The sequence below is a fragment of the Stenotrophomonas sp. Steno-C18 genome (genome assembly GCF_056393195.1).
Genome location: NZ_JBWJOX010000001.1, coordinates 218,045 through 239,141, shown reverse-complemented (window position 1 = coordinate 239,141; position 21,097 = coordinate 218,045). Strand labels below are relative to the sequence as shown.

Here is a 21,097-nt window from a genome sequence, read left to right as displayed (position 1 = left end):
GCGTGTTCTAACCGCTGAATTATACCCCTCACGGGACAGGAAGGGGCATGCACACTGTCCCGGGGATTAATACCTGGTCAGTGCTTGTCCCGTTGTGCGGATATCGTCAAATCCCAAGTACGCGAAGTGCGTTGCAGTCGCGTGAACGCTGCCAGATGCGCTGGAACTGCTCGTCCGGTGCGCGGATCCGGGGATGGGCCGCCAGCGTGAGTTCACCCTCCAGAAGGACGCCCATTGGACGAAAGTAGCAGTCGCCGATGTCGTTGCCGATACGGCCGCTGGCCACCTGGACGTCGGTGGGGTCCACCGGGGTACGCACGACGAACACGCTGGGCAGGCGCTGGAACAGGGCGAGCACCGCGGCGGGCAGGGCGACCAGGTCGGCCTCCTCGGCCAGGACCTGCATCTGCTTGTCATGCCGGGCGGCGGCGAAGCGGCGCAGGGCACCGAGCACGAGCGGCTCGCCGAACAGGTCGTCGGCACAGCGCAGGTGCAGGTACAGGCCGCGACGGGCGCGGTGGATCACCGTGGCGGTGGCGGCGAGGGCTTGCTCACGGTCGCTCACGCGCAGGGCGCCGTCCAGACGCTGGCGCATGGTCTGGTGTTCGATGCCGGCTTCCTGGAAGGTCGGGCCTTCGGGCAGGAAGCCATTGCGGGCATAGAAATCGCGGGCCGGCAGCTGGGCGTGCAGGCTGACCTCGCCCCAGCCCAGCGCCCTGGCCTGGCCGACCAAGGCGGCCAGCAGGGCGTCACCGACGCCCTGGCTGCGCCAGCCGGGCAGGACCGCCATGCGGCCGATGCGGCGTTCCGGGGTCAGGCGGCCGGCACCAATGGCCCGGCCGTCGGCATCCAGTGCCAGCACATGGTGGCTGAGCGGGTCCAGCGCATCGACTTCCAGTTCCGCCGGTACCCGCTGTTCGTTGACGAACACGGCATGGCGGACGCCGTGCAGCTGGTCGCGCTGCACGGCGTAGTCGGCGGGCTGGACGCTGAAGCCGCTGCCTGAGGTCATGCCTGTGGGGCGTCCTCGTCGTCGTAGATCACCACGACCTCCACCCCCTCGTCGTTGACCTGGACGGTGCCGATGTTGGCCGAGGCCGGCTCGCCTTCGCCTGCTTCGGTGTACTCGAACACCTCGATCTCGACTTCCGGGGCGTCGCCATCGGCGTCGTCCTCGTCCAGTTCCAGCGCCTCGTCCACTTCCCCGGCGATGGCCAGGGCCTCATCCCCGAAGCCTTCTTCCTGCTCATCCCACGCGGCCTCGGCGGCCAGGGTCTGGGCATCGAGCAGCTGGAAGAAGCCGCCGGCGATCAGTTCCAGCACGGTGGTGCGGCCCTTGGCCGACAGCTTGCGCCAGACGGTGGCATCCAGGCGCTCGGTGCCGGCCAGCACCTGGGCATCCTTGACCGGCAGGGCGCAGGCCTGGCCGGAGATGTACAGGGTGGCGCCCTTGGTGGCGCGTCGCCACGCGGTGCGGGCCCAGGGATGGCGCTCCAGCACGCCGCCATTGGCGAGTTCGGCGTCCACTTCCCCGGCCGAGCTGGGGGCCTGGGAGGGCAGGATGTCGCCGGCCGAGCGGTAGGTGGTGATGAAGCGGCCAAACCAGTTGCCCAGGCGGTCCGGGTCGTTCATGCGCAGGGCATTGAGGGCGGTGACGACGCGGCGCATGGCGGCCTCGTCGATCTCGTTCGGGTCGTCGTGCAGCTTCAGGTCCGGGTCCTGCAGGCGGATGGACTCATCGGCGCCGGCGACCAGGTCGTCCAGGTAGTCGCTGATGAGTTCGGCCGAGGACGGCGCACGCATGCCGAAGGAGAAGGTCAGGCAGGGGTCTTCAGCCACGCCGTTGTGCGGCACGTTCGGCGGCAGGTACAGCATGTCGCCCGGGCCGAGCACCCAGTCGTGGGTCTTCTTGAACTTCTTGAGCAGCTTCAGCTCCACGTCGGGGCGGAAGTCCAGCGGCGGACGCTTGCCCTTGGTGGACTCGCTGGCGTCGATCTGCCAGCGGCGGTGGCCGTAGGCCTGCAGCAGGAACACGTCGTACTGGTCGACGTGGGCGCCGACCGAGCCGCCGGTGGCGGCGAAGCTGATCATCACGTCGTCCATGCGCCAGCGCGGCAGGAAATCGAAGTAGCCGATCAGGGCACGGACATCCGGGTCCCACTTGTCCACGTCCTGCACCAGCAGGGTCCAGTCGTGGTCGGGCATGCCGGGGAAATCTTCTTCCTGGAACGGGCCGGTGCGCACGGTCCAGCCGTCGGTGGCGCGGTCGTGGCTGATCATGCGGGCCAGCGCGCCTTCCTCGCAGGCCAGGCCGGCCAGGTCTTCGGGCATCACCGGGGTTTCAAAGTCGGGGAACGCGGCGCGGATCAGCAGCGGACGCTTCTGCCAGTAGTCGCGCAGGAAGGTGGCCGGGGCCATGCCCAGCGGCAGGCCGGGCTTGGCCTGGACTTCGATCGGATAGGTCTTTTGCTTGCGTGCAGCCATGGGGGAGATCCTTGCAGCGGAAAACGGGAATCAGGCGCCTGCGGCGCGTATCGCGGCTATTGTCCCCTTGTTGGCGGCAAACCGCACGATGGGTGGCTGATCTGGATCAATCGCCACGGGGATGACAATGGTGCTGGACCACGCTGGGCGGCGTGGCCGGCAAGGCCCCGACGGAGCATGGCGCCGCGCTACGGGGCGGGGGCAGGTCAGATGACCCGGTTGCCGCTGCCGCGGTCGTCCACCTGAGGCTGGGCGTCGGTGTTGAGCGTGTTGGTATTGCCGCTGAACTGGACTTCGGCCGTTTCGCGGGACAGGATCATGTTGTTGTTGCCACTGACCTCGATGCGGCGGGCATTGGTCAGGTTGAGCGTGTTGTCGCTGCCCACCACCCGCACCGTGTCCACGTCGGTGTTGAGCACCGTGTAATGGCTGCCTTCGAGGACGATGGTCCGGGCCTTGTCGAAGTTGAGGCTGCCGCCGGAGGCGGTGATGGTGACCTCGCCGCATTCGCCGTTGATGACCAGCGTGGTGTTGTCGCGGCTGATGCGTAGGTTCTTGCCGGCGCAGTCGGCGCCGCTGCCCGGGTCGTTGAGGGTGTCGGAAACGGCCGTCGCAGGGGTCGGCGATGGTGCCGCTGCCGCCGGCGCGGCGGTGCCGGCTTCCGGGGGGGCGGGGGTGCAGGCGCTGAGCGCGGCCAGGGTCGGTGCGAGCAGGAAGGGGCTGATCCGCATGGGGACTCCACTGTCATCGGGTTGCCCGATGCTGGCAGAGGCCGTGCGAAGATTTTATTACGCGGTGCCTGTGGCCCGTTCATAAGGAAACGGCGGAGCTTTCGCTCCGCCGTCGCCGCAGGCCGGATGAAGGGCGTGCAGGGTCGCCGATCAGATCGCCTTGGCCAGGTCCGCCGCCAGGCCAACATAGCCGCCCGGGGTCAGTTCGCGCAGGCGCTGCTTGGCATCGGCCGGCAGTTCCAGCGTTTCGATGAACTCGCGCATCGAATCGGCGGTGATGCCGTGGCCGCGGGTCAGGGCCTTGAGCTGCTCGTACGGGTTCGGCAGGCCGTGGCGGCGCATCACCGTCTGCACGGCTTCGGCCAGCACTTCCCAGGCCGCGTCCAGGTCGGCATCCAGGCGCTCCGGGTTCACGGTCAGCTTGCCCAGGCCCTTGGCCAGCGACTCCAGTGCCACCTGGCTGTGGCCGAAGGCGGTGCCCAGCGCGCGCAGCACGGTGGAGTCGGTGAGGTCGCGCTGCCAGCGGCTGATCGGCAGCTTGGCGCTGAAGTGCTCGAACAGCGCGTTGGCGATGCCGAAGTTGCCTTCGGCGTTCTCGAAGTCGATCGGGTTGACCTTGTGCGGCATGGTCGAGGAGCCGACTTCGCCTTCCTTGAGCTTCTGCTTGAAGTAGCCCAGCGAGATGTAGCCCCAGATGTCGCGGGCCAGGTCGATCAGGATGGTGTTGGCGCGGCGCGCGGCGTCGCCGATCTCGGCCACGTTGTCGTGCGGCTCGATCTGGGTGGTGTACGGGTTGAACACCAGGCCCAGCGAGGTGACGAAGCGCTCGGCGAAGGCCGGCCAGTCCACCGCCGGGTAGGACACGACGTGGGCGTTGTAGTTGCCGACCGCGCCGTTGATCTTGCCGGTCAGCTCGACCGCGTCGATCTGGCGGATCTGGCGCTCCAGGCGGGCCACGACGTTGGCGATTTCCTTGCCCAGCGTGGTCGGCGAGGCGGTCTGGCCGTGGGTGCGCGAGAGCATCGGCTGTCCGGCCTGCGCGTGGGCCAGCGTGCGCAGGCTGGCGGCGATCCCGGTCAGGGTCGGCAGCAGCACGGTGCGGCGGGCCTCTTCCAGCATCACGCCGTAGGACAGGTTGTTGATGTCCTCGCTGGTGCAGGCGAAATGCACGAACTCCAGCGCCGGGGCCAGCTCGGCGTCGTCCTTGAGCTGCTCCTTGATGAAGTACTCCACCGCCTTGACGTCATGGTTGGTGGTGCGCTCGATCTCCTTGACGCGGGCGGCGTTGGCGACCGAGAAGCCGTCGGCCAGGGCGCGCAGGCGCGTCTTGGCGGCGGCACTGAAGTCGGCCAGTTCGCCGATGCCCGGCTCGGCGGCCAGTGCCAGCAGCCATTCGATCTCCACCTTCACGCGGGCCTTGATCAGGCCGTACTCGGAGAAGATCGGACGCAGGGCGTCGACCTTGCTGGCGTAACGGCCGTCCAGCGGGGACAGGGCGAGCAGGGCGGCTTCGGGGCGGGACGTATCCGTCATGTCGGCGGGCAGTTGGGGCAGTGGCGGGGGCGCACATTCTACCCGTCTGGCGGGCGCCACGGCGGGGCCGGTGTTCGCGGTGACGCGGCCCGGCCGCGGGCCGAAGGCCGTGATCGGGCAGGACAGGGTCTGCCGCCCGGCGGGCGGGCAGGCATGCCGTACCCAGCGGGTCGGCGTATCGTGTAGCGGCATTGCCAGCCAAGCGCGCCGCGCCATCAGCAAGCTGCGACTTCCTTCCATGAACACGCAACGCGGAGTTGAACGATGAGCAAGGGTTTCAGGGTTGAACACGACAGCATGGGTGAACTGCAGGTGCCCGCCGAGGCCTTGTGGGGCGCCCAGACGCAGCGGGCGGCGCAGAATTTCCCGGTGTCCGGGCAGCGCATGCCGCGCGAATTCATCCGCGCGCTGGGGCTGATCAAGGGGGCCGCGGCCGAGGTCAATACCGGGCTGGGGCTGCTGCCCAAGGGCGTGGGCAAGGCGATCCAGGCGGCTGCGCAGGACGTGGCCGCCGGCGCGCATGACGCGCATTTCCCGATCGATGTGTACCAGACCGGCTCGGGAACCTCGTCGAACATGAACGCCAACGAGGTCATCGCCACCCTGGCCAACCAGGGCGGGAAGGCCGGCAAGACCGCGGTACACCCCAATGACCACGTCAACCTGGGGCAGAGCTCCAATGACGTGATCCCCACCGCGATCCGTGTTTCGGCGCAGCTGGCCACGGTGGAGACCCTGCTGCCGGCGTTGCGGCACCTGCGCAAGACCATCGACAAGCGCGGCCGCGGGCTGGGCAAGGTGGTCAAGACCGGCCGCACGCACCTGATGGACGCCATGCCGTTGACCTTCGCCCAGGAGTTCGGCGCCTGGTCGGCGCAGCTGACGTCGGCGCAGGGCCGCATCGAGGACGCCCTGAAGCGGCTGCGCCGGCTGCCGCTGGGCGGCACCGCCATCGGCACCGGCATCAATGCGGACCCGCGCTTCGGTGGCAAGGTGGCCAAGGTGCTGAGTACCGGCACCGGGGTGAAGTTCGACAGCGCGGACAACAAGTTCGAAGGCCTGGCCGCCCAGGATGATGCGGTCGAGCTGTCCGGCCAGTTCAACGCGCTGGCCGTGGCCCTGATCAAGATCGCCAACGACCTGCGCTGGATGAACTCCGGTCCGCTGGCCGGGCTGGGCGAGGTGGAGCTGCCGGCGCTGCAGCCGGGCAGTTCGATCATGCCGGGCAAGGTCAATCCGGTGATCCCGGAAGCGACGGTGATGGCCGCCGCGCAGGTGATCGGCCACCACACCGCGATCACCGTGGCCGGGCAGACCGGCAACTTCCAGTTGAACGTGACCCTGCCGTTGATCGCGGCCAACTTGCTCGATTCGATCCAGTTGCTGTCCAGCGTGATGAACCTGCTGGCCGACAAGGTGTTCGCCGGGTTGGTGGTCAAGCAGGAGCGGGTGCGCGAGGCACTGGCCCGCAACCCGATCCTGGTGACCGCGCTGAACCCGATCATCGGCTACGAGAAGGCCGCGGCGATCGCCAAGCGCGCCTACAAGGAGCAGCGGCCGGTGCTGGAGGTGGCGGTGGAGGACAGCGGCCTGTCCGAGGCCGAGCTCAAGCGCCTGCTGGACCCGGCGGCGCTGACGCTGGGTGGCATCCACGACCATTGAGGTCGGCGTGCTCCGGGGGCGCTTCTACCCGTTGGGACCCGGGTAGGAGCGGCCTCGGCCGCCAAGCCGAGGGTGCCGGCGGCTGCGGCTGCCGGCACTGAGGGGAGGATTGCCGGCTTCGCGCCTGGAGGCGCGCCGGCGGGCATCGGCTCAGCGAACCGCCTGGGTGTTGGCCAGGGCCTCGGCGTAGCCCTTGAACTCGGGAACGCGTTCGGCGATATCGGCCGGGAACACCGGCTGGTTGGCGGGTACATCGATCCGGACCGTGCGCGAAGTGGGCGCGGCGCCGTTGCTGGTGGCGTCGGTCAGGGTGTTCTGGCGCAGGATCTGCAGCTTCACGAAGCTGGTCTGCAGCAGTTCGCGCTGCTCGGGCTTGAGCGGGATCTCGATGTCGTCCACGCGCAGTTGGCCATCGGGAAGGATGTCCAGGTTCGGGAACGGGGCGCGACGGATCGCGATGCGGTCGGTGGTGACCTCGGTCTTGGGCTTGCTGCGCTCGGACCGATGGGCAGCGTACTTTTCGCGGTCGCAGCCGGTGGCGAGCACGGCGAAGGCAACCAGGGCGAGCAGCAGCAGTTTTTTCATGACAGCAGCAGATACGTGAACGGCGGAAGCGGCATTCTACCGCTCCCGCCGTCCGCGCTGTCCCGGTGGCGACCTGGGACGCGGCCCGCAGGCGCGCCCGACACCGGGATCAGGGCAGTTCGACGTGCCCGTCGCGACAGTCGTCGATGTCGCTCTGGTCCATCTTGGCGTAGGGCCGGAACTCCGGCACCGCTGCCGCCAGCTGCTGCTGCGTGGCCAGCAACGCCGGCATCTGGTCGCAGATCTTCGCCGCATTGGCCTTGAGCTTCTCGGCTTCGGCGTTGACGCGTTCCTCGATCTTGTCGGTGTCACCGCTGAAGATGCCCTTCAGGGCTTCGCCGGCCGCGCGCGCGCCCAGGTTGGCGCCCTGCACACCGATCTCGATGCCGGCCTCGGCGATGGCGATGGTCCGTTCGCGATACTGCAGGGTCAGCGCGCGCTGGCTGTCGTTCAGCGCGACGGCGGTGCCGTTGATCAGCAGGTCGCCGGCGGGCGAGATCTCGACCTTGGCGCCGTCGCTGCCAATGCTGATGTTGCCCTGGGTCAGTTCCTTGCGTGCCTCGTTGGTGGCTTCGCGGACCTTCTGGCCGAGCGTGGTGTCGGTCTGCGGCGCATTGGCCTGCGGGCGCTCGCCACAGGCGGCCAGCGGCAGGACGAGCATCAGGGCGAGCAGGGGGGCATTGACGAGTTTCATGGTGGGCTTCCGTTGCGGACGGGAATGGGAATCAGCGCTTCTTGGGCAGGTCGACCGTGCCGGTGATGCCGGAGTGGTTGACCGAGCCACTGCCGGTACGACGTACCTGCAGGCTGGCGGCGTTGCGGACTTCGACATCGCCCGAGCCGAGCGAACCGACGCTGACGGCACCGCGCACGTCGCGCACGTCGACGTCGCCGGAGCCGACGCTGTCGATGCTCACCGCACCCTGCACGTTGCGCAGTTCCAGGTCGCCGGAGCCGATGCTGCCGACCCGGGCGTCGCCACGCACGCCGTCGACCTTGACGTCGCCCGAACCGATGGAGACGACGTGGAGTGCGCTGATGGTGCTCAGCTCGATGTCACCGGAGCCCACCGCGGCGGTGGCCAGGCCTTTGATGTCGCGGGCGACCACGTCGCCGGAACCGACATCGGCGCTCATCGAATGCGCACCGGTCAGCGAGGCGTCGCCCGAGCCGACCTTCAGCTGCACTAGGATCGTGTCCGGCAGGGTGCCGGACACGTCCAAGTAAGCGTAGGTGCTGCCGCTGAAGTTGAAGTTCAGGCCCTGGCTCTGGCGTTCAAGGCGGACCACCAGCTTGTCGCCGACCTTCTGCTGGCTGACCGACAACTGGCGCAGCAGGTCCTGGGTGGAGGCGCAGGCGCGGCCGGAAACCGCCGCCCTGGCACCGGGGCTTGCGACCAGGCGCAGGTCGTGGCTGTTGACCTCGAACACCACGGCCTTGGCGTCGCCGAGTTCCAGTTCCAGCGCCTTGGGCTCGGAGAACTTGCAGTGTTCCTCGGCCGCGAAGGCGCCGGCCGGCAGCAGGGCGAGGGCGAACAGGAAGGGCTTGATATTCATCTGTTTTCCTTGCGATTGCGGATGAGGGCTCAGATTTCGTCGCGGCGCTGGCGCAGCCAGATGGCGGCGGCGATGAAGACGATGCCCACCGCGGCGCCAATCCACAACTCCGGCGTGGCCAGGGCGGCGAACTGGGTGGCCGGGGAGAAGCCATCCAGCAACGAATGCAGCGACTCACGCGGGGCACGGGCATCGGCGGTGTAGGCCAGGTCCACGCCGGGGACGGTGCCCAGCAGCAGGCGACCAACCACGTGCGCCCAGAACCAGCTGCCGTCGCTGCCGAACAGGCGCATCAGGCCGAACCAGCTCACCACCACGCCGGAGAACACCGGCAGCATCACCGCCCACAGGAACGGCTTGCTCTTGGCCCAGGCCGAGCACATCAGCAGCCAGCCGGCGGTCGGCAACGCCCACAGCGCGTAGACCGGGATGCGGCACAGGAACGACGCGGCGATGGTCAACGGCTCGGCGGGGCCCCAGATCAGCGTCATCGGGCTGCCACCATGGGCGAGCACGACCAGGCTGATGATGGCCAGGAAGCCGAACATGGCGACGATGGCGGCCACGGTGGCCAGCAGCGGTGCCAGCACGACACCGGCGATCAGCTTGGACAGCACGGTCTGGGTGTCCGACAGCGGCATCGACTTCCAGAACAGGATGCTGCGATCGCGGCGATCGTCGTACAGCGCGCCCAGGAAGTAGAAGAACACCACGAACATCAGCACGATGAACGGCCATCCGGCGCTGAGCAGCAGGGTGAAGTTGATGCCGTTGGCCAGGTCCTGGGCATCACCGGCCGACATCTGGCTGGTCAGCAGGCTCAGGTCCAGGCCGTTGACGTTCACGCCATTGATATGGAGGTCACCGGTGCTCGCCGCGCGGCTGGCCGCCCACAGGCCGGCGATGATCGCCATCGAGGACAGCAGCAGCGACACGCCGCCGGCCACGACCGGTGCCCAGAAGAAACCGCCCTTGTTTTCCCAGTATTCGCGCTTGAGCAGCCACTTCAGCTTGCCCAGCGGGGTGATGTGGTGTGCGGCGTTCATGCGTAGGTTCCCTTCATGGTGGCCACGAACAGGTCGGCCAGGCCGGGGTTGCGGGTTTCACCGAGGGCGGCGATGCGGCTGCGCTCGACGCCGTCGTAGAGCAGGACAGTCTTGCCGAACGGCAGGCTGCGCTCGTCGATCGGGCCCAGCGCGCGCGCTGCTTCCAGCGTGTCCGCCGAGGCCAGCAACTCGGTGTAGCGGTCGGCCAGGGTTTCCATGTCGGTGGACAGGACGATCCTGCCGTCGCGGATGAACAGCACGTCGGTGAGGATGTGCTCGATCTCCTCCACCTGGTGGGTGGTGACGATGATGGTCTTCTGCTCGTCGAAGTAGTCTTCCAGCAGGCGCTGGTAGAACTCCTTGCGGTACAGGATGTCCAGGCCCAGGGTCGGCTCGTCGAGCACCAGTACCTTGGCGTCGATGGCCATCACCAGGGCCAGGTGCAGTTGCACCACCATGCCCTTGGACAGCTCGCGCACGCGCTGCTTCGGGTTGAGCTTGGTATTGGCCAGGAAGCGCTCGCAGCGGGCGCGGTCGAAGCGCGGGTGGACGCCGGCGACGAAGTCGATGGCCTCCTTGACCCGGATCCAGCGCGGCAGCACCGCCACGTCGGCGATGAAGCACACGTCGTTCATCAGCGCGTTGCGACGGGTACGCGGGTCCATGCCCAGCACCCGCAGCTCGCCCTCGACCGCGGTCAGGCCGAGCAGGGCCTTCAGCGCGGTGGTCTTGCCGGCGCCGTTGGGGCCGATCAGGCCGACGATGCGACCCGGTTCAATGGTGAAGCTGGTGTTGTCCAGCGCCGGCTTCTGCTTGTAGGCCTTGCGCAGGCCCTTGGCGGAAACGACGGCTTCGACGGCGGCGTTCATAGAGTGGTCCCCGGTGGCAGCAGATCTTTCAAGGTCAGACCCAGGCGCTGGATGCGCTCCAGTACGCTGGGCCATTCATCGTTGAGAAAACGGTCGCGCTCGTTGCCGCGCAGTTTCAGCGCGGCTTCCTCGGTCATGAACATGCCAAGGCCACGGCGCTTCTCGACCAGGTTCTCGTCGGCCAACTCTTGGTAGGCCCGCGAGACGGTGATCGGATTGAGCTGGTACTCGGCCGCCACCTGGCGCACCGAGGGCAGGGCATCACCCGGCTTGAGGACACCGTCCAGCATCATCGCGATCACGCGATCCTTCAGCTGGCGGTAGATGGGAGCGCCATCGCTCCACTGGATATCGGTCATGGGTCAGCTCCGCGGATTCAGCGACTGTGCGAAGGAGAAGTAGGGCAGTGACAGACTGGTACGCATCCGTCGGGCCGGTCGTTTCGCATGGGTTGGGGCGGTAGCATCCTGCTGTTCACCAGCTGCCTGCGCTGCATAATTCCCGCGGTCGGTTTGACCGCTCTGCAGTGCAGCCGAGCAGCCAAGCAGCAACAGTGCGCCGCTGACGGTCAGGGCCGGTAGGACGTGTCTGCTGTGCTTGCTGGCCATCTCGGACTCCCTGTGTAGGGTGGCTGGTGTTGTATGCAACTATAACACCGACACGGCGGCATGCAACTCCCTGCATGCCCAACTGATGGCCTATGCCGCCCGTTGGCGGTCCAGGTCACCCGGAGAATGCTCATGAAGCTTCGTAACGCATTGATTGGATTGGTGGTTGGAGTTGGCTTCGGCGCCATTGCCGGGGCCTCGGCCGGCCCCTTGCTGGACCAGAACTACCGTTCGTTGGCCGGCAAGGAGGAGATCAACCTGAACCGCACCTACGGCGGCAAGGTGTTGCTGGTGGTCAACACCGCCTCCAAATGTGGCTTCACGCCCCAGTACGAAGGGCTGGAGGCATTGCAACAGCAACTGTCCGCGCGTGGTTTTGCCGTATTGGGCTTTCCGTCCAATGATTTCAAAGGCCAGGAGCCCGGCAGCGAGGAGCAGATCCAGGAGTTCTGCACGCTGACCTATGGCGTGCGCTTCCCGATGTTCCAGAAAGTGCATGTGATCGGCCCGGAAACCACGCCGCTGTACCGCGAGTTGACGCGTGCCACCGGCGTGGCACCGGCCTGGAACTTCCACAAGTACCTGATCTCCCGCGACGGGCGGGTGGTGGCGCAGTTCCCGAGCCGGGTGCGCCCGGATGACCCGGAGCTGCGCGCGGCGATCGATCGCGAGCTGGCGGCCCCGGTTCCGGCGCGTTGACCTGCCTCGACATATCCGGTGCGCATGCGACAATGTCGCCCCTCGCGCCACCGGTGGCGTTTGTTCACTTCCAGGAAAGCAGCGAATGAAGATGGGAAAGCGTGGCGCAGTTGCGTCGCTTCTGATTCTGGCGATGGCGGCCCCCGGGGTCGCGTTTTCGCAACAACCTGCCGCTCCGGCGGCTACCAAGGAGAAGTCCGTTTTGACCTCGGAACGTGAAACGATCAGTTATGCCATCGGTATTGATGTCGCCAGCTCGTTTGAGCCCATCGCTGGCGAAGTGGACGTGGCCGAACTGCGCCGTGCCGTCGAGAATGCGTTCGCCGGCGGCCAGCCGCTGCTCTCGCAGGAAGAAGCCCAGCAGACCGACGCCGCGCTGCGCACCGTGATGATGGCCCGCGCCGGCCAGCAGGTGCCGGGCCTAGCGCCGGGCAGCCAGCCGACCGTCGACCGCAAGAAGGTCGGCCTGATGCTCGGCAGCTACGCCGTGGGCCCGTCGCTGGCCGCGATCAAGGACGACATCGACCTGAACTCGGTGTTCAAGGCGGTCAACGACGTGTTCTCCAAGGGCAACCCGACGATGACCCATGAGCAGGCCAAGGCCACGCTGCAGGCATTCAGCACCGCCAAGCAGTCCGCCGTCGCCGGCAAGAACCGTGAGCAGGGCAATGCATTCCTGGCCAAGAACAAGACCCAGCCGGGCGTGGTGACCACCGCCTCGGGCCTGCAGTACCAGGTGCTGCGCGCCGGCAGCGGCGAGCGTCCGATGGCCACCAGCCGCGTGCGCGTCAACTACGAAGGCAAGCTGCTGGACGGCACCGTGTTCGACAGCAGCTACGAGCGTGGCCAGCCGGTCGATTTCGGCCTGAACCAGGTCATCAAGGGCTGGACCGAGGGCGTGTCGCTGATGCCGGTCGGCGCCAAGTATCGCTTCTGGATCCCCGCCGAGCTGGCCTATGGCAGCAATGGCAGCGGCCCGATCGGCCCGGAGTCCACGCTGACCTTCGACGTCGAGCTGCTGGGCGTCCTGCAGTAATCCGCATCAGAACGGAGCCGTCGCAGCCATGCGCGTAGCGATTTTCGGTACCGGTTACGTGGGTCTCGTCACCGGGACCTGCCTGGCCGAAGTCGGCCACGACGTGATCTGCGTCGATATCGACCAGGCAAAGGTCGATGGCCTCGGGCAGGGAATCATCCCGATCTACGAGCCCGGCCTGGAGCCGATGGTGAAGGCCAACCACGCCGCAGGGCGGCTGGCCTTCACCACCGAGGCGGCCAGCGCGATCGCGCATGGCCAGGTCGTCTTCATCGCGGTCGGCACGCCGCCGGATGAAGACGGCAGCGCCGACCTGCAGTACGTGCTGGCGGTGGCCCGCACCATCGGCCGCCATCTGACGCAGCCGGCGGTGGTGGTCAACAAGTCGACCGTGCCGGTGGGCACGGCCGACAAGGTCCGTGCCGCGATTGCCGGGGAACTGGCCGCGCGCGGCGTGGAGATCGCCTTCGACGTGGTTTCCAATCCCGAATTCCTCAAGGAAGGCGATGCGGTGGCCGACTGCATGCGCCCGGACCGCATCGTCATCGGTGCCGACAATCCGGACGCGGTGGCGGTGCTGCGCCGCCTGTATGCGCCGTTCAACCGCAACCGCGACCGCGTCGTCGAGATGGACGTGCGCTCGGCCGAGCTGACCAAGTACGCCGCCAATGCGATGCTGGCGACCAAGATCAGCTTCATGAACGAGATCGCCAACATCGCCGAGCGCGTGGGGGCCGACATCGAGCAGGTGCGCCAGGGCATTGGCTCTGACCCGCGCATCGGCTGGCACTTCATCTATCCCGGCGCCGGCTATGGCGGCTCCTGCTTCCCCAAGGACGTGCAGGCGCTGGCGCGCACCGCGGCCCAGCATGGCCACCAGGCGCAGCTGCTCAACGCGGTAGAGGCGGTCAACGATGGCCAGAAGGGCCATCTGTTCGAGCTGATCCAGCGCCACTACGACCGTGGCGAGGACGAGGGCGTGCGCGGCAAGACCTTCGCCGTGTGGGGCCTGGCCTTCAAGCCCAACACCGATGACATGCGCGCGGCCCCGAGCCGGCGCCTGCTGGCGCAGTTGTGGGAGGCAGGTGCCACGGTGCGGGTGTTCGACCCGGAAGCCATGCACGAAGCCCGTCGGGTCTTCGGCGAGCGGGCGGACCTGGTGTTCTGCGAGACCGCATACGAAGCACTGGAAGGTGCCGACGCGCTGGCCGTGATCACCGAATGGAAGCAGTTCCGCAGCCCGGATTTCGCACGGCTGCGCCAAACGCTGGGTGATGCGGTGGTGTTCGATGGCCGCAACATCTATGAACCCCAGGAGATCGAGGCCGCCGGCCTCGCCTATTACGGCATTGGCCGGGGACGCTCCCTGCATGCATGACCCAATCCCCAGCGAGCGCGAACAGGCGCTGGAATCACGCCTGATCGAGCTGGAGATGCGTGTTTCCTTCCAGGAACAGGCCTTGGCCGAACTGAGCGAGGCCCTGGCCGAAGCCCGGATGGAAGGCACCCGCAACACCAACCTGCTGCGCAACCTGCTCGATGACCTCGGCAAGGTGCGTACGGCGCTGTACGCCGACCCGGCCACCGAGCCGCCGCCCCCGCACTACTGATACAGAAGCATTGCAAGCATGAGTGACACTCTTCGCGACCAGCTCCTCGGGCTGGGTTTCAAGGCCGCGCCCAAGCCGGAGCGCAAACCCGAAGCGCGCCGTGACGGGCGTGCACCGAACCGCCAGGGCCAGCCGCCGGGCAAGCCCGGTGGTGGCAAGCCGCAGGCACACGCTGGCAAGCCGGGGCAGGCCAGGCCGGCGCAGGGCAAGCCGCAGCGGCAGGGCCCGCACAAGCCGCGTTCGCAGGAGGACATCGACCTGGCCAAGGCCTATGCGATCCGTGCGCAGCGGGAGAAGGACGAACGCATCGAGGCCGAGCGGCTGAAGCAGGAAGAAGCCCGCCTGCGCCGCGAAGCGCGCGCCAAGCTGGACGAGCTGATCAAGGACAAGGGGCTCAATGTCCCCGATGCCGACATCGCCCGCCACTTCCCCTATGGCGGCAAGATCAAGCGCATCTACGTCACCGCCGAGCAGCTCAAGGCGCTCAACGCCGGTGAGCTGGGCGTGCTGCAGCAGAATGGCCGCTACCTGCTGGTCACCGCGGCGTTGCTGGCCGAGGCCGAAGCCGTGTTCGCGCCGAGCGTGGCGTTGAAGGTCGACCCGAACGCGCCGATCGAGGACGACCCCTACGCGGACCCGAAGTTCCAGGTGCCGGACGATCTGGTCTGGTAGGTGCACCGCTCACCGCGATGGACACGGAAAAGACAGGTCAGTGGCCTGTCTTTTTTGTTGTGCGGGCAGGGCGATCGGGATCGGTGCTGCGGACCCGGGCAACGCTGATGATCGCGCGTCGATCGGTCACTGGTGCCGTGTTGACGGCCATGTGGACGTAGATGTCGGTGGGGTTGCCCGGGTCGAACACGGTCAGGCCGTGGTAGTCCCATCCGTCTTCGCGGGTGACCGGCTCCTGGGCGATCCGGTAACTGTTCTCGGCCAGTTCGCTGAAAAGGACGAAATCCTGGGCGATGGTCTCCGGGTCACCGCTGGCGGCGGTCATCGTGCAGGTGCCCTGGTCGGTCAGTACGAAGCCGTAGACACTGTCTTCGACCGTCATCAGCCAGGCCTTGCCGGCCCTTCCGTTGAGGTGTTGGTGCGCCGTCTCGCCCTGCAGGCGCTGGGCCACCCGGTCCAGCGTCTCGGTCAGCTTCTGCGGTTCGCCCAGGTACTGGAAGCAGGAGGAGACGAAGGCGCCGAAGGTCTGGTCTTCCTCGGCCCGGGCCAGCCCGGGTGCGGCGAGCAGCAGTGCAGCCACTGCAATGCAGGGCCAACGGTGCAGTTTCATGACAACTCCCCCTGAGTCGTGAACGCTGCGCCGTTATAGCAGGACCGGGCAGGGGAAGGGTGTGCTCAGCCTGCGGCTTGGCGGGCCTGGCGCGATGGCGGCAGCCAGTACAGGGCGATCAGCGAGCCGAGCAGGGCGAAGCCGCCGCCCACCAGGAAGGCGGCCTTGCCGTCGCCGAACCGCCACAGCTGGCCGGCGATCAGTGCGCCGAGCACGCCGCCCAGGCCGGATGAGAAGCCGTAGAACAGGCCCTGGCCGTGGCCGTTGAGGTTGCCGGGAAAGTAGCGCGCCAGCAGCTGCATGGCCGACGCGAAGAACGCCGCGAAGCCCAGGCAATGGGTGGTCTGCGCGACCAGCATCACCGGGAGGTTCTCCGGGTACAGCGCGGTCACCCACCAGCGCAGCGCGGCGCTGGCCATGGAAATGATCAGCAGCCAGCTGGCATCCCAGCGCTTGAAGAAGCCGGCGATCAGGAAGAACACCGCGACCTCGAAAACCACGCCCACCGTCCACATCACGCCCAGCAGCGAGGTGCTGTAACCATGCTGGTCCATGTAGAGCGAGAAGAACGTGTAGTACGGGCCGAACGACAACTGCTCCAGGAAAGCGGCGATGAAGAAGGCGATGACGTGCTTCTGCCGGACGATGGCCCAGAAGCCGCCGTCGTGGTGGCTGTGGCTGCCGATGCCGCGCGCGTAGCGGTTGGCGAACGCCGAGCCGATCATCAGCACGAACAGCGGCAGCATCAGCCACGGCAGCTTGCCGGCGCCGTGGTGCTCGATCAGCCAGCCGAACAGGGTGACCACGATGATGAAGCCGAACGAGCCCCACACCCGGATCATCCCGTAACGGTGGCTGTCGCTGCCCAGGTGGGTGAGGGTGATCGACTCGAACTGCGGCATCACCGCGTTGTAGAAGAAGCAGAAGGCGATCATCACCCCGTACAGCGTCCACTGTGGCGCCGGCAGCAGGAAGCCGCAGAAGCTGAGCAGGGTCAGCACGCAGCCGATGCGCAGCCAGCGGATCGGCCTGGGCGAAACCGCGGCCAGCGACGTCCAGGTGCTGGGTGCGACCACGCGGGTGGCGTACCACAGGCTCATCATCACGCTGATCGCGGTGACGGTCATGCCGCGCGACTGCAGGTACAGGCTCCAGTACGGGGTGAACGCGCCGAGCGCGGCGTAGTAGAAGAAGTAGAAGCTCGACAGCCGCGCGGTGGGCACGGCTGCGGGGAGGGGGCTTGCGGCGGTCATGGGGTCAGAACAGGTCTTCGACCGGGGTGTTCAACAGTTCCACGGTGCCGTGCTTGAGCCGGCGCAGGCTGGAGATGCCGAGGTCGCGGATGAGCGAGTGGGTGGTATGGGGCAGGTCCGAATCGTACAGGTCCTGCGGGGCGACGTTCTTGCCGTGCACCCCCGGCATCAGGTCGATGCCGGCGGCGGTGTAGCAATGCTGCACCATCGCCGAGCAGTACAGCGCGCCTTCCTTGGACAGCAGGTTGCCGCGCCGCCGCAGGCGGGTGCTGTGCATCGCGAACAACGTGCCCACCAGCTCGCTCAGCGAGTAGCTGGACAGCCCGGCCAGCAGGTCCAGCGCGGCGACCTGGACGTTGCGGGTCTGGGCGGCGTCCAGGTTGAAGTCGAGGATGGCCAGGTTGGGGAAGGCCTCATCGTCGAAGTAGCGGTCGGCGCGGTTCTCCTGCGCGCCGAGCCGCAACTGGCGGTTGCGCAGGTCCAGGTCCGATTCGAGCACCCACCAATGGCCGTCCAGGCGTTGTTCGCTGAACAGGAAGGCGTGCGACCACAGGCTGCGGTGCCCGTCCTCGGTGAGCGGCGCCTGGGCCTTGCGGATGGCCTTGCCGATCCAGTCAGAGGTGCCGCACAGGCCGATGCAGCCCGGCCGGGCGTACTTGCGGATCAGTTCGGCGTTGCGGCTTTCCATGGCGGCTTACTCGGGGTCGTAGTCCAGGTTGGAGGCCAGCCAGCGTTCAACCTGGGCGCGCTCCACGCCCTTGCGGCGGGCGTAGTCGCTGACCTGTTCGCGCGAGACCCGGCCCACCACGAAGTACTGGCTTTGCGGATGGCTGAAGTAATAGCCCGAGACCGCCGCGGTCGGCAACATCGCGAAGCTCTCGGTCAACGACATACCGATGTCGCCGGCGCCCAGCATCGCGAACAGGGTCTGCTTCTCGCTGTGCTCCGGGCAGGCCGGGTAGCCGGGGGCCGGGCGGATGCCGCTGTACTTCTCGGCGATCAGCGCCTCGTTGTCGAGTTGCTCGTCGGCGGCGTAGCCCCAGAACTCGGTGCGCACGCGCTGGTGCAGGCGCTCGGCCATGGCCTCGGCCAGGCGGTCGGCTAGGGCCTTGAGCAGGATGGCGTTGTAGTCGTCGTAGGCGGCTTCGAAGCGGGCCACGTGCGGCTCGATGCCGATGCCGGCGGTGACCGCGAAGGCACCGATCCAGTCCTGCTTGCCGCTGGTTTCCGGGGCGATGAAGTCGGCCAGGCAGAAATCCGGGCGCTCGGCCGGCTTGTCGACCTGCTGGCGCAGGAAGTGCAGGGTGTGGTGCGAATCAAGCTGAGCAAGCCCCTCTCCCGCGCGCGGGAGAGGGGTTGGGGGGAGGGCGCTCTTAGGGCCCGTGGAGCCAGAGCCGCCCCCATCCGCCCTGCGGGCACCTTCCCCCGTGAACGGGGGAAGGGAGGTGAATGCTGCGCCTGCAAGGTTCACCACCACATCGTCGCCCTTGCTGTTCGCCGGCCAGATTCCAAACACGGCCCGGGCCGTCAGCCATTTCTCATCAACGATCCGCTTCAGCATCGCCTGCGCATCCTTGAACAGGTCACTGGCCTGCGGCCCGACGATCTCGTCGGTGAGGATCGCCGGGAACTTGCCGGCCAGCTCCCAGGCCTGGAAGAACGGCGTCCAGTCGATCACCGGCAGCAGGTCTTCCAGCGGATAGTCGTCGAACACGTGCAGGCCGGGCGAGGCGGGTGCCGGCGGGGTGTACTGCGCCCAGTCACAGGTGAAGCGCTGGCCGCGCGCATGCTCCAGCGATACCAGCCGCTTGGCATCACCGCGGTTCCTGTGGCGGTTGCGGATGTCGGCGTAGTCGGCGTCGTTTGCGGCGACGAAGGCGTCGCGCAGGTCGCTGGAAATCAGCGACTGGGCCACGCCGACCGCACGCGAGGCGTCCTTCACCCACACCGTCGGCGCGCTGTAGAACGGGTCGATCTTCAGCGCGGTATGCGCACGCGAGGTGGTGGCGCCGCCGATCATCAGCGGCATGCTGAAGCCCTGTCGCTGCATCTCCCTGGCGACGTGGCTCATCTCTTCCAGCGACGGGGTGATCAACCCGGACAGGCCGATGATGTCGGCGTTCTCGGCGCGGGCGGCGTCCAGGATCTTCTGCGCCGGCACCATCACGCCCAGGTCCACGACCTCGAAGTTGTTGCAGGCCAGGACCACGCCGACGATGTTCTTGCCGATATCGTGCACGTCGCCCTTGACCGTGGCCATGATGATCTTGCCGTTGGACTTGCCCACGTCACCGGTGCGCGCCTTCTCCTCCTCGATGAAGGGCAGCAGGTAGGCCACGGCCTTCTTCATCACGCGCGCGGACTTGACCACCTGCGGCAGGAACATCTTGCCGGCGCCGAACAGGTCGCCGACCACGTTCATGCCGTCCATCAACGGGCCTTCGATCACGTCCAGCGGCCGGCTGGCCTGCTGGCGGGCCTCCTCAGTGTCTTCCTCGACCCAGGCATCCAGGCCATGCACCAGCGCATGGGCCAGGCGCGCGCGCACCGGGTGCTGGCGCCAGCCCAGGTCCTCGGTCTTCTTCTCGCCCTTCCTGCCCTTGTAGCGCTCGGCGATGTCGAGCAGGCGTTCGGTGCCGTCGCGGCGGCGGTTGAGGATCACATCCTCGACCGCTTCGCGCAGTTCCGGGTCGAGCTGGTCATAGATGGGCATGGCGCCGGCGTTGACGATGCCCATGTCCATGCCGGCCTGGATGGCGTGGTACAGGAACACCGAGTGGATCGCCTGGCGCACGGTCTCGTTGCCGCGGAACGAGAACGACACGTTCGATACGCCGCCGGAGACATGGCAGCCGGGCAGCGTGCGCTTGATGATGCGGGTGGCCTCGATGAAGTCCACCGCGTAGTTGTCGTGCTCCTCGATGCCGGTGGCCACGGCGAAGATGTTCGGGTCGAAGATGATGTCTTCCGGCGGGAAACCGACCTGCTCGGTGAGGATGCGGTAGGCGCGCGTGCAGATCTCCACCTTGCGTTCGCAGGTGTCGGCCTGGCCCACTTCGTCGAAGGCCATCACCACCGCGGCGGCGCCGTAGCGGCGCACCAGCCGCGCGTGTTCAAGGAAGGCGGCCTCGCCTTCCTTGAGCGAGATCGAGTTGACCACGCTCTTGCCCTGCAGGCACTTCAACCCGGCCTCGATCACGCTCCACTTGGAGGAATCGACCATCACCGGGATGCGCGCGATGTCCGGCTCGGACATGATCAGGTTGAGGAAGCGCACCATCGCCTTCTCCGAATCGATCAGGCCTTCGTCCATGTTGACGTCAAGGATCTGCGCCCCGTTGGCCACCTGTTGGCGGGCGACCTCGACGGCTTCCTCGTAGCGTTCTTCCTTGACCAGTTTGCGGAACTGCGCGCTGCCGGTGACGTTGGTGCGTTCGCCCACGTTGATGAACAGCAGGTCCGGGGTGATGACCAGCGGTTCCAGGCCGGACAGGCGGGTGTAGTGCATGGCGGGGGAGGAGTCGTTGCCCATTACCAGACCTTGAAAACCTGTCCGTTGGCGATGCCGTCGATGCTGCGCTGGTAGGCCAGGGCGGCACGTGCGGCGCTGACCGGTTCGAAGCCCGGGAAGAAGTCGCCGTAGGCATCGAGCGCTTCGACCAGCACGCTGGGGCTGACCACGTTGATGCGCAGGCCACGCGGCAGCTCCAGCGCGGCGGCGCGGACGAAGCCCTCCACCGCTGCGTTGACCGCGGTGGCATTGGCGCCCTGGGCGATCGGCTGTTCGGTGAGGATGCCGGTGGTCAGGGTGATCGAGCCACCCTCATTGAGGTGATGCTGGCCGAGCAGTGCCAGTCGCACCTGGCCCAGCAGCTTGTCCTGCAGTCCCTGGTTGAACTGGGCGGCGGTCATCTGCGTCAACGGGCCGAAATGAACGTTGCCGGTGGTGGAGACGATGGCATCCAACGGACCCACCGCCTGCAACAGCGCCGATACGCTCTGCTCGTCACCGAGGTCGACCGGATGCGCGGCGTCCGAACGCGAGGCGGTGATCACCTCATGCCGTTGGCGCAGGTGTGCGGCAACGGCCTTGCCCAGGGTGCCACTGGCACCCACCAGCAGGATCTTCTTCTTCATGGCGTT

Annotated in this window: 21 protein-coding genes; 6 read left to right on the top strand and 15 right to left on the bottom strand. The window is 67.3% G+C overall.

What is annotated here, in order from left to right; translation table 11 throughout:
- Positions 1 to 106: 106 nt before the first annotated feature.
- The 4 genes from AC06FE_RS01100 to purB form a co-directional block, all read right to left on the bottom strand.
- Positions 107 to 1,012 (bottom strand): GNAT family N-acetyltransferase, encoded by a 906-nt coding sequence (locus tag AC06FE_RS01100; protein ID WP_478072010.1) that lies wholly within the window; start codon positions 1,010 to 1,012, stop codon positions 107 to 109.
- Positions 1,009 to 2,484, bottom strand: coding sequence for a ribosomal protein uL16 3-hydroxylase (locus tag AC06FE_RS01095; RefSeq protein ID WP_478072009.1), 1,476 nt, complete (start codon positions 2,482 to 2,484; stop codon positions 1,009 to 1,011). The genes AC06FE_RS01100 and AC06FE_RS01095 overlap by 4 nt, the downstream gene beginning before the upstream one ends.
- A 206-nt stretch (positions 2,485 to 2,690) precedes the next feature.
- Positions 2,691 to 3,215 carry a DUF3060 domain-containing protein gene (locus AC06FE_RS01090; protein WP_478072008.1) on the bottom strand — a complete coding sequence of 175 codons (525 nt, stop codon included), beginning with the start codon at positions 3,213 to 3,215 and terminating at the stop codon, positions 2,691 to 2,693.
- Positions 3,216 to 3,365: 150 nt separating this feature from the next.
- Positions 3,366 to 4,748, bottom strand: a complete 1,383-nt coding sequence (purB, locus tag AC06FE_RS01085) for an adenylosuccinate lyase (protein WP_192288181.1) — start codon at positions 4,746 to 4,748, stop codon at positions 3,366 to 3,368.
- A 264-nt stretch (positions 4,749 to 5,012) separates the two neighbouring features.
- Here purB and AC06FE_RS01080 point away from each other — a divergent pair, with 264 nt between their 5' ends.
- Positions 5,013 to 6,410: a class II fumarate hydratase gene (locus AC06FE_RS01080; protein WP_478072007.1), complete on the top strand. Its 1,398-nt coding sequence runs from the start codon at positions 5,013 to 5,015 to the stop codon at positions 6,408 to 6,410.
- A 150-nt stretch (positions 6,411 to 6,560) separates the two neighbouring features.
- Here the strand turns inward: AC06FE_RS01080 and AC06FE_RS01075 are convergent, their stop codons facing one another.
- The 6 genes from AC06FE_RS01075 to AC06FE_RS01050 form a co-directional block, all read right to left on the bottom strand.
- Entirely contained in the window at positions 6,561 to 6,995 is a 435-nt protein-coding gene (locus AC06FE_RS01075; RefSeq protein ID WP_478072006.1) for a hypothetical protein, read from the bottom strand.
- A 109-nt stretch (positions 6,996 to 7,104) separates the two neighbouring features.
- The gene (locus AC06FE_RS01070) at positions 7,105 to 7,689 is read right to left on the bottom strand and encodes a DUF2884 family protein (protein WP_478072005.1); all 585 of its coding nucleotides are present in this window, start codon (positions 7,687 to 7,689) and stop codon (positions 7,105 to 7,107) included.
- Positions 7,690 to 7,720: 31 nt separating this feature from the next.
- Positions 7,721 to 8,551 (bottom strand): DUF4097 family beta strand repeat-containing protein, encoded by an 831-nt coding sequence (locus AC06FE_RS01065; protein WP_313251062.1) that lies wholly within the window; start codon positions 8,549 to 8,551, stop codon positions 7,721 to 7,723.
- Positions 8,552 to 8,580: 29 nt separating this feature from the next.
- Positions 8,581 to 9,597, bottom strand: a complete 1,017-nt coding sequence (locus tag AC06FE_RS01060) for a hypothetical protein (protein ID WP_132864290.1) — start codon at positions 9,595 to 9,597, stop codon at positions 8,581 to 8,583.
- Positions 9,594 to 10,466, bottom strand: a complete 873-nt coding sequence (locus AC06FE_RS01055) for an ABC transporter ATP-binding protein (RefSeq protein ID WP_132864289.1) — start codon at positions 10,464 to 10,466, stop codon at positions 9,594 to 9,596. Before AC06FE_RS01055 ends, AC06FE_RS01060 begins: the two co-directional genes overlap by 4 nt.
- Entirely contained in the window at positions 10,463 to 10,825 is a 363-nt protein-coding gene (locus AC06FE_RS01050) for a GntR family transcriptional regulator (protein WP_132864288.1), read from the bottom strand. The genes AC06FE_RS01055 and AC06FE_RS01050 overlap by 4 nt, the downstream gene beginning before the upstream one ends.
- A 381-nt stretch (positions 10,826 to 11,206) precedes the next feature.
- On the opposite strand from AC06FE_RS01050, the gene AC06FE_RS01045 reads away from it, so the two are divergent.
- The 5 genes from AC06FE_RS01045 to AC06FE_RS01025 all read left to right on the top strand — a co-directional run bounded on the left by AC06FE_RS01045 (position 11,207) and on the right by AC06FE_RS01025 (position 15,091).
- Entirely contained in the window at positions 11,207 to 11,773 is a 567-nt protein-coding gene (locus tag AC06FE_RS01045) for a glutathione peroxidase (RefSeq protein WP_132864286.1), read from the top strand.
- An 85-nt stretch (positions 11,774 to 11,858) separates the two neighbouring features.
- Positions 11,859 to 12,809 (top strand): FKBP-type peptidyl-prolyl cis-trans isomerase N-terminal domain-containing protein, encoded by a 951-nt coding sequence (locus AC06FE_RS01040; RefSeq protein WP_192288186.1) that lies wholly within the window; start codon positions 11,859 to 11,861, stop codon positions 12,807 to 12,809.
- A gap of 28 nt (positions 12,810 to 12,837) precedes the next feature.
- Complete coding sequence (locus AC06FE_RS01035; RefSeq protein WP_478072004.1) at positions 12,838 to 14,187, top strand: UDP-glucose dehydrogenase family protein; 1,350 nt, start codon at positions 12,838 to 12,840, stop codon at positions 14,185 to 14,187.
- Entirely contained in the window at positions 14,180 to 14,419 is a 240-nt protein-coding gene (locus tag AC06FE_RS01030; protein WP_132864283.1) for a SlyX family protein, read from the top strand. Before AC06FE_RS01035 ends, AC06FE_RS01030 begins: the two co-directional genes overlap by 8 nt.
- 18 nt (positions 14,420 to 14,437) lie before the next feature.
- Positions 14,438 to 15,091, top strand: coding sequence for a DUF2058 domain-containing protein (locus AC06FE_RS01025; protein ID WP_132864282.1), 654 nt, complete (start codon positions 14,438 to 14,440; stop codon positions 15,089 to 15,091).
- A 37-nt stretch (positions 15,092 to 15,128) separates the two neighbouring features.
- On the opposite strand, the gene AC06FE_RS01020 is transcribed toward AC06FE_RS01025, so the two are convergent.
- The 5 genes from AC06FE_RS01020 to AC06FE_RS01000 form a co-directional block, all read right to left on the bottom strand.
- On the bottom strand, positions 15,129 to 15,701 hold the full coding sequence (locus AC06FE_RS01020) for an NMCC_0638 family (lipo)protein (protein ID WP_478072003.1): 573 nt from the start codon (positions 15,699 to 15,701) through the stop codon (positions 15,129 to 15,131).
- Positions 15,702 to 15,766: 65 nt separating this feature from the next.
- On the bottom strand, positions 15,767 to 16,954 hold the full coding sequence (locus tag AC06FE_RS01015; protein WP_446540435.1) for an MFS transporter: 1,188 nt from the start codon (positions 16,952 to 16,954) through the stop codon (positions 15,767 to 15,769).
- A 4-nt stretch (positions 16,955 to 16,958) separates the two neighbouring features.
- Entirely contained in the window at positions 16,959 to 17,642 is a 684-nt protein-coding gene (locus AC06FE_RS01010; RefSeq protein WP_313251039.1) for a hypothetical protein, read from the bottom strand.
- Between the two features lie 6 nt (positions 17,643 to 17,648).
- Positions 17,649 to 20,462, bottom strand: coding sequence for a methionine synthase (gene metH / locus AC06FE_RS01005; protein WP_478072355.1), 2,814 nt, complete (start codon positions 20,460 to 20,462; stop codon positions 17,649 to 17,651).
- A gap of 23 nt (positions 20,463 to 20,485) precedes the next feature.
- Complete coding sequence (locus AC06FE_RS01000; protein ID WP_192288192.1) at positions 20,486 to 21,091, bottom strand: short chain dehydrogenase; 606 nt, start codon at positions 21,089 to 21,091, stop codon at positions 20,486 to 20,488.
- Positions 21,092 to 21,097: the final 6 nt, after the last annotated feature.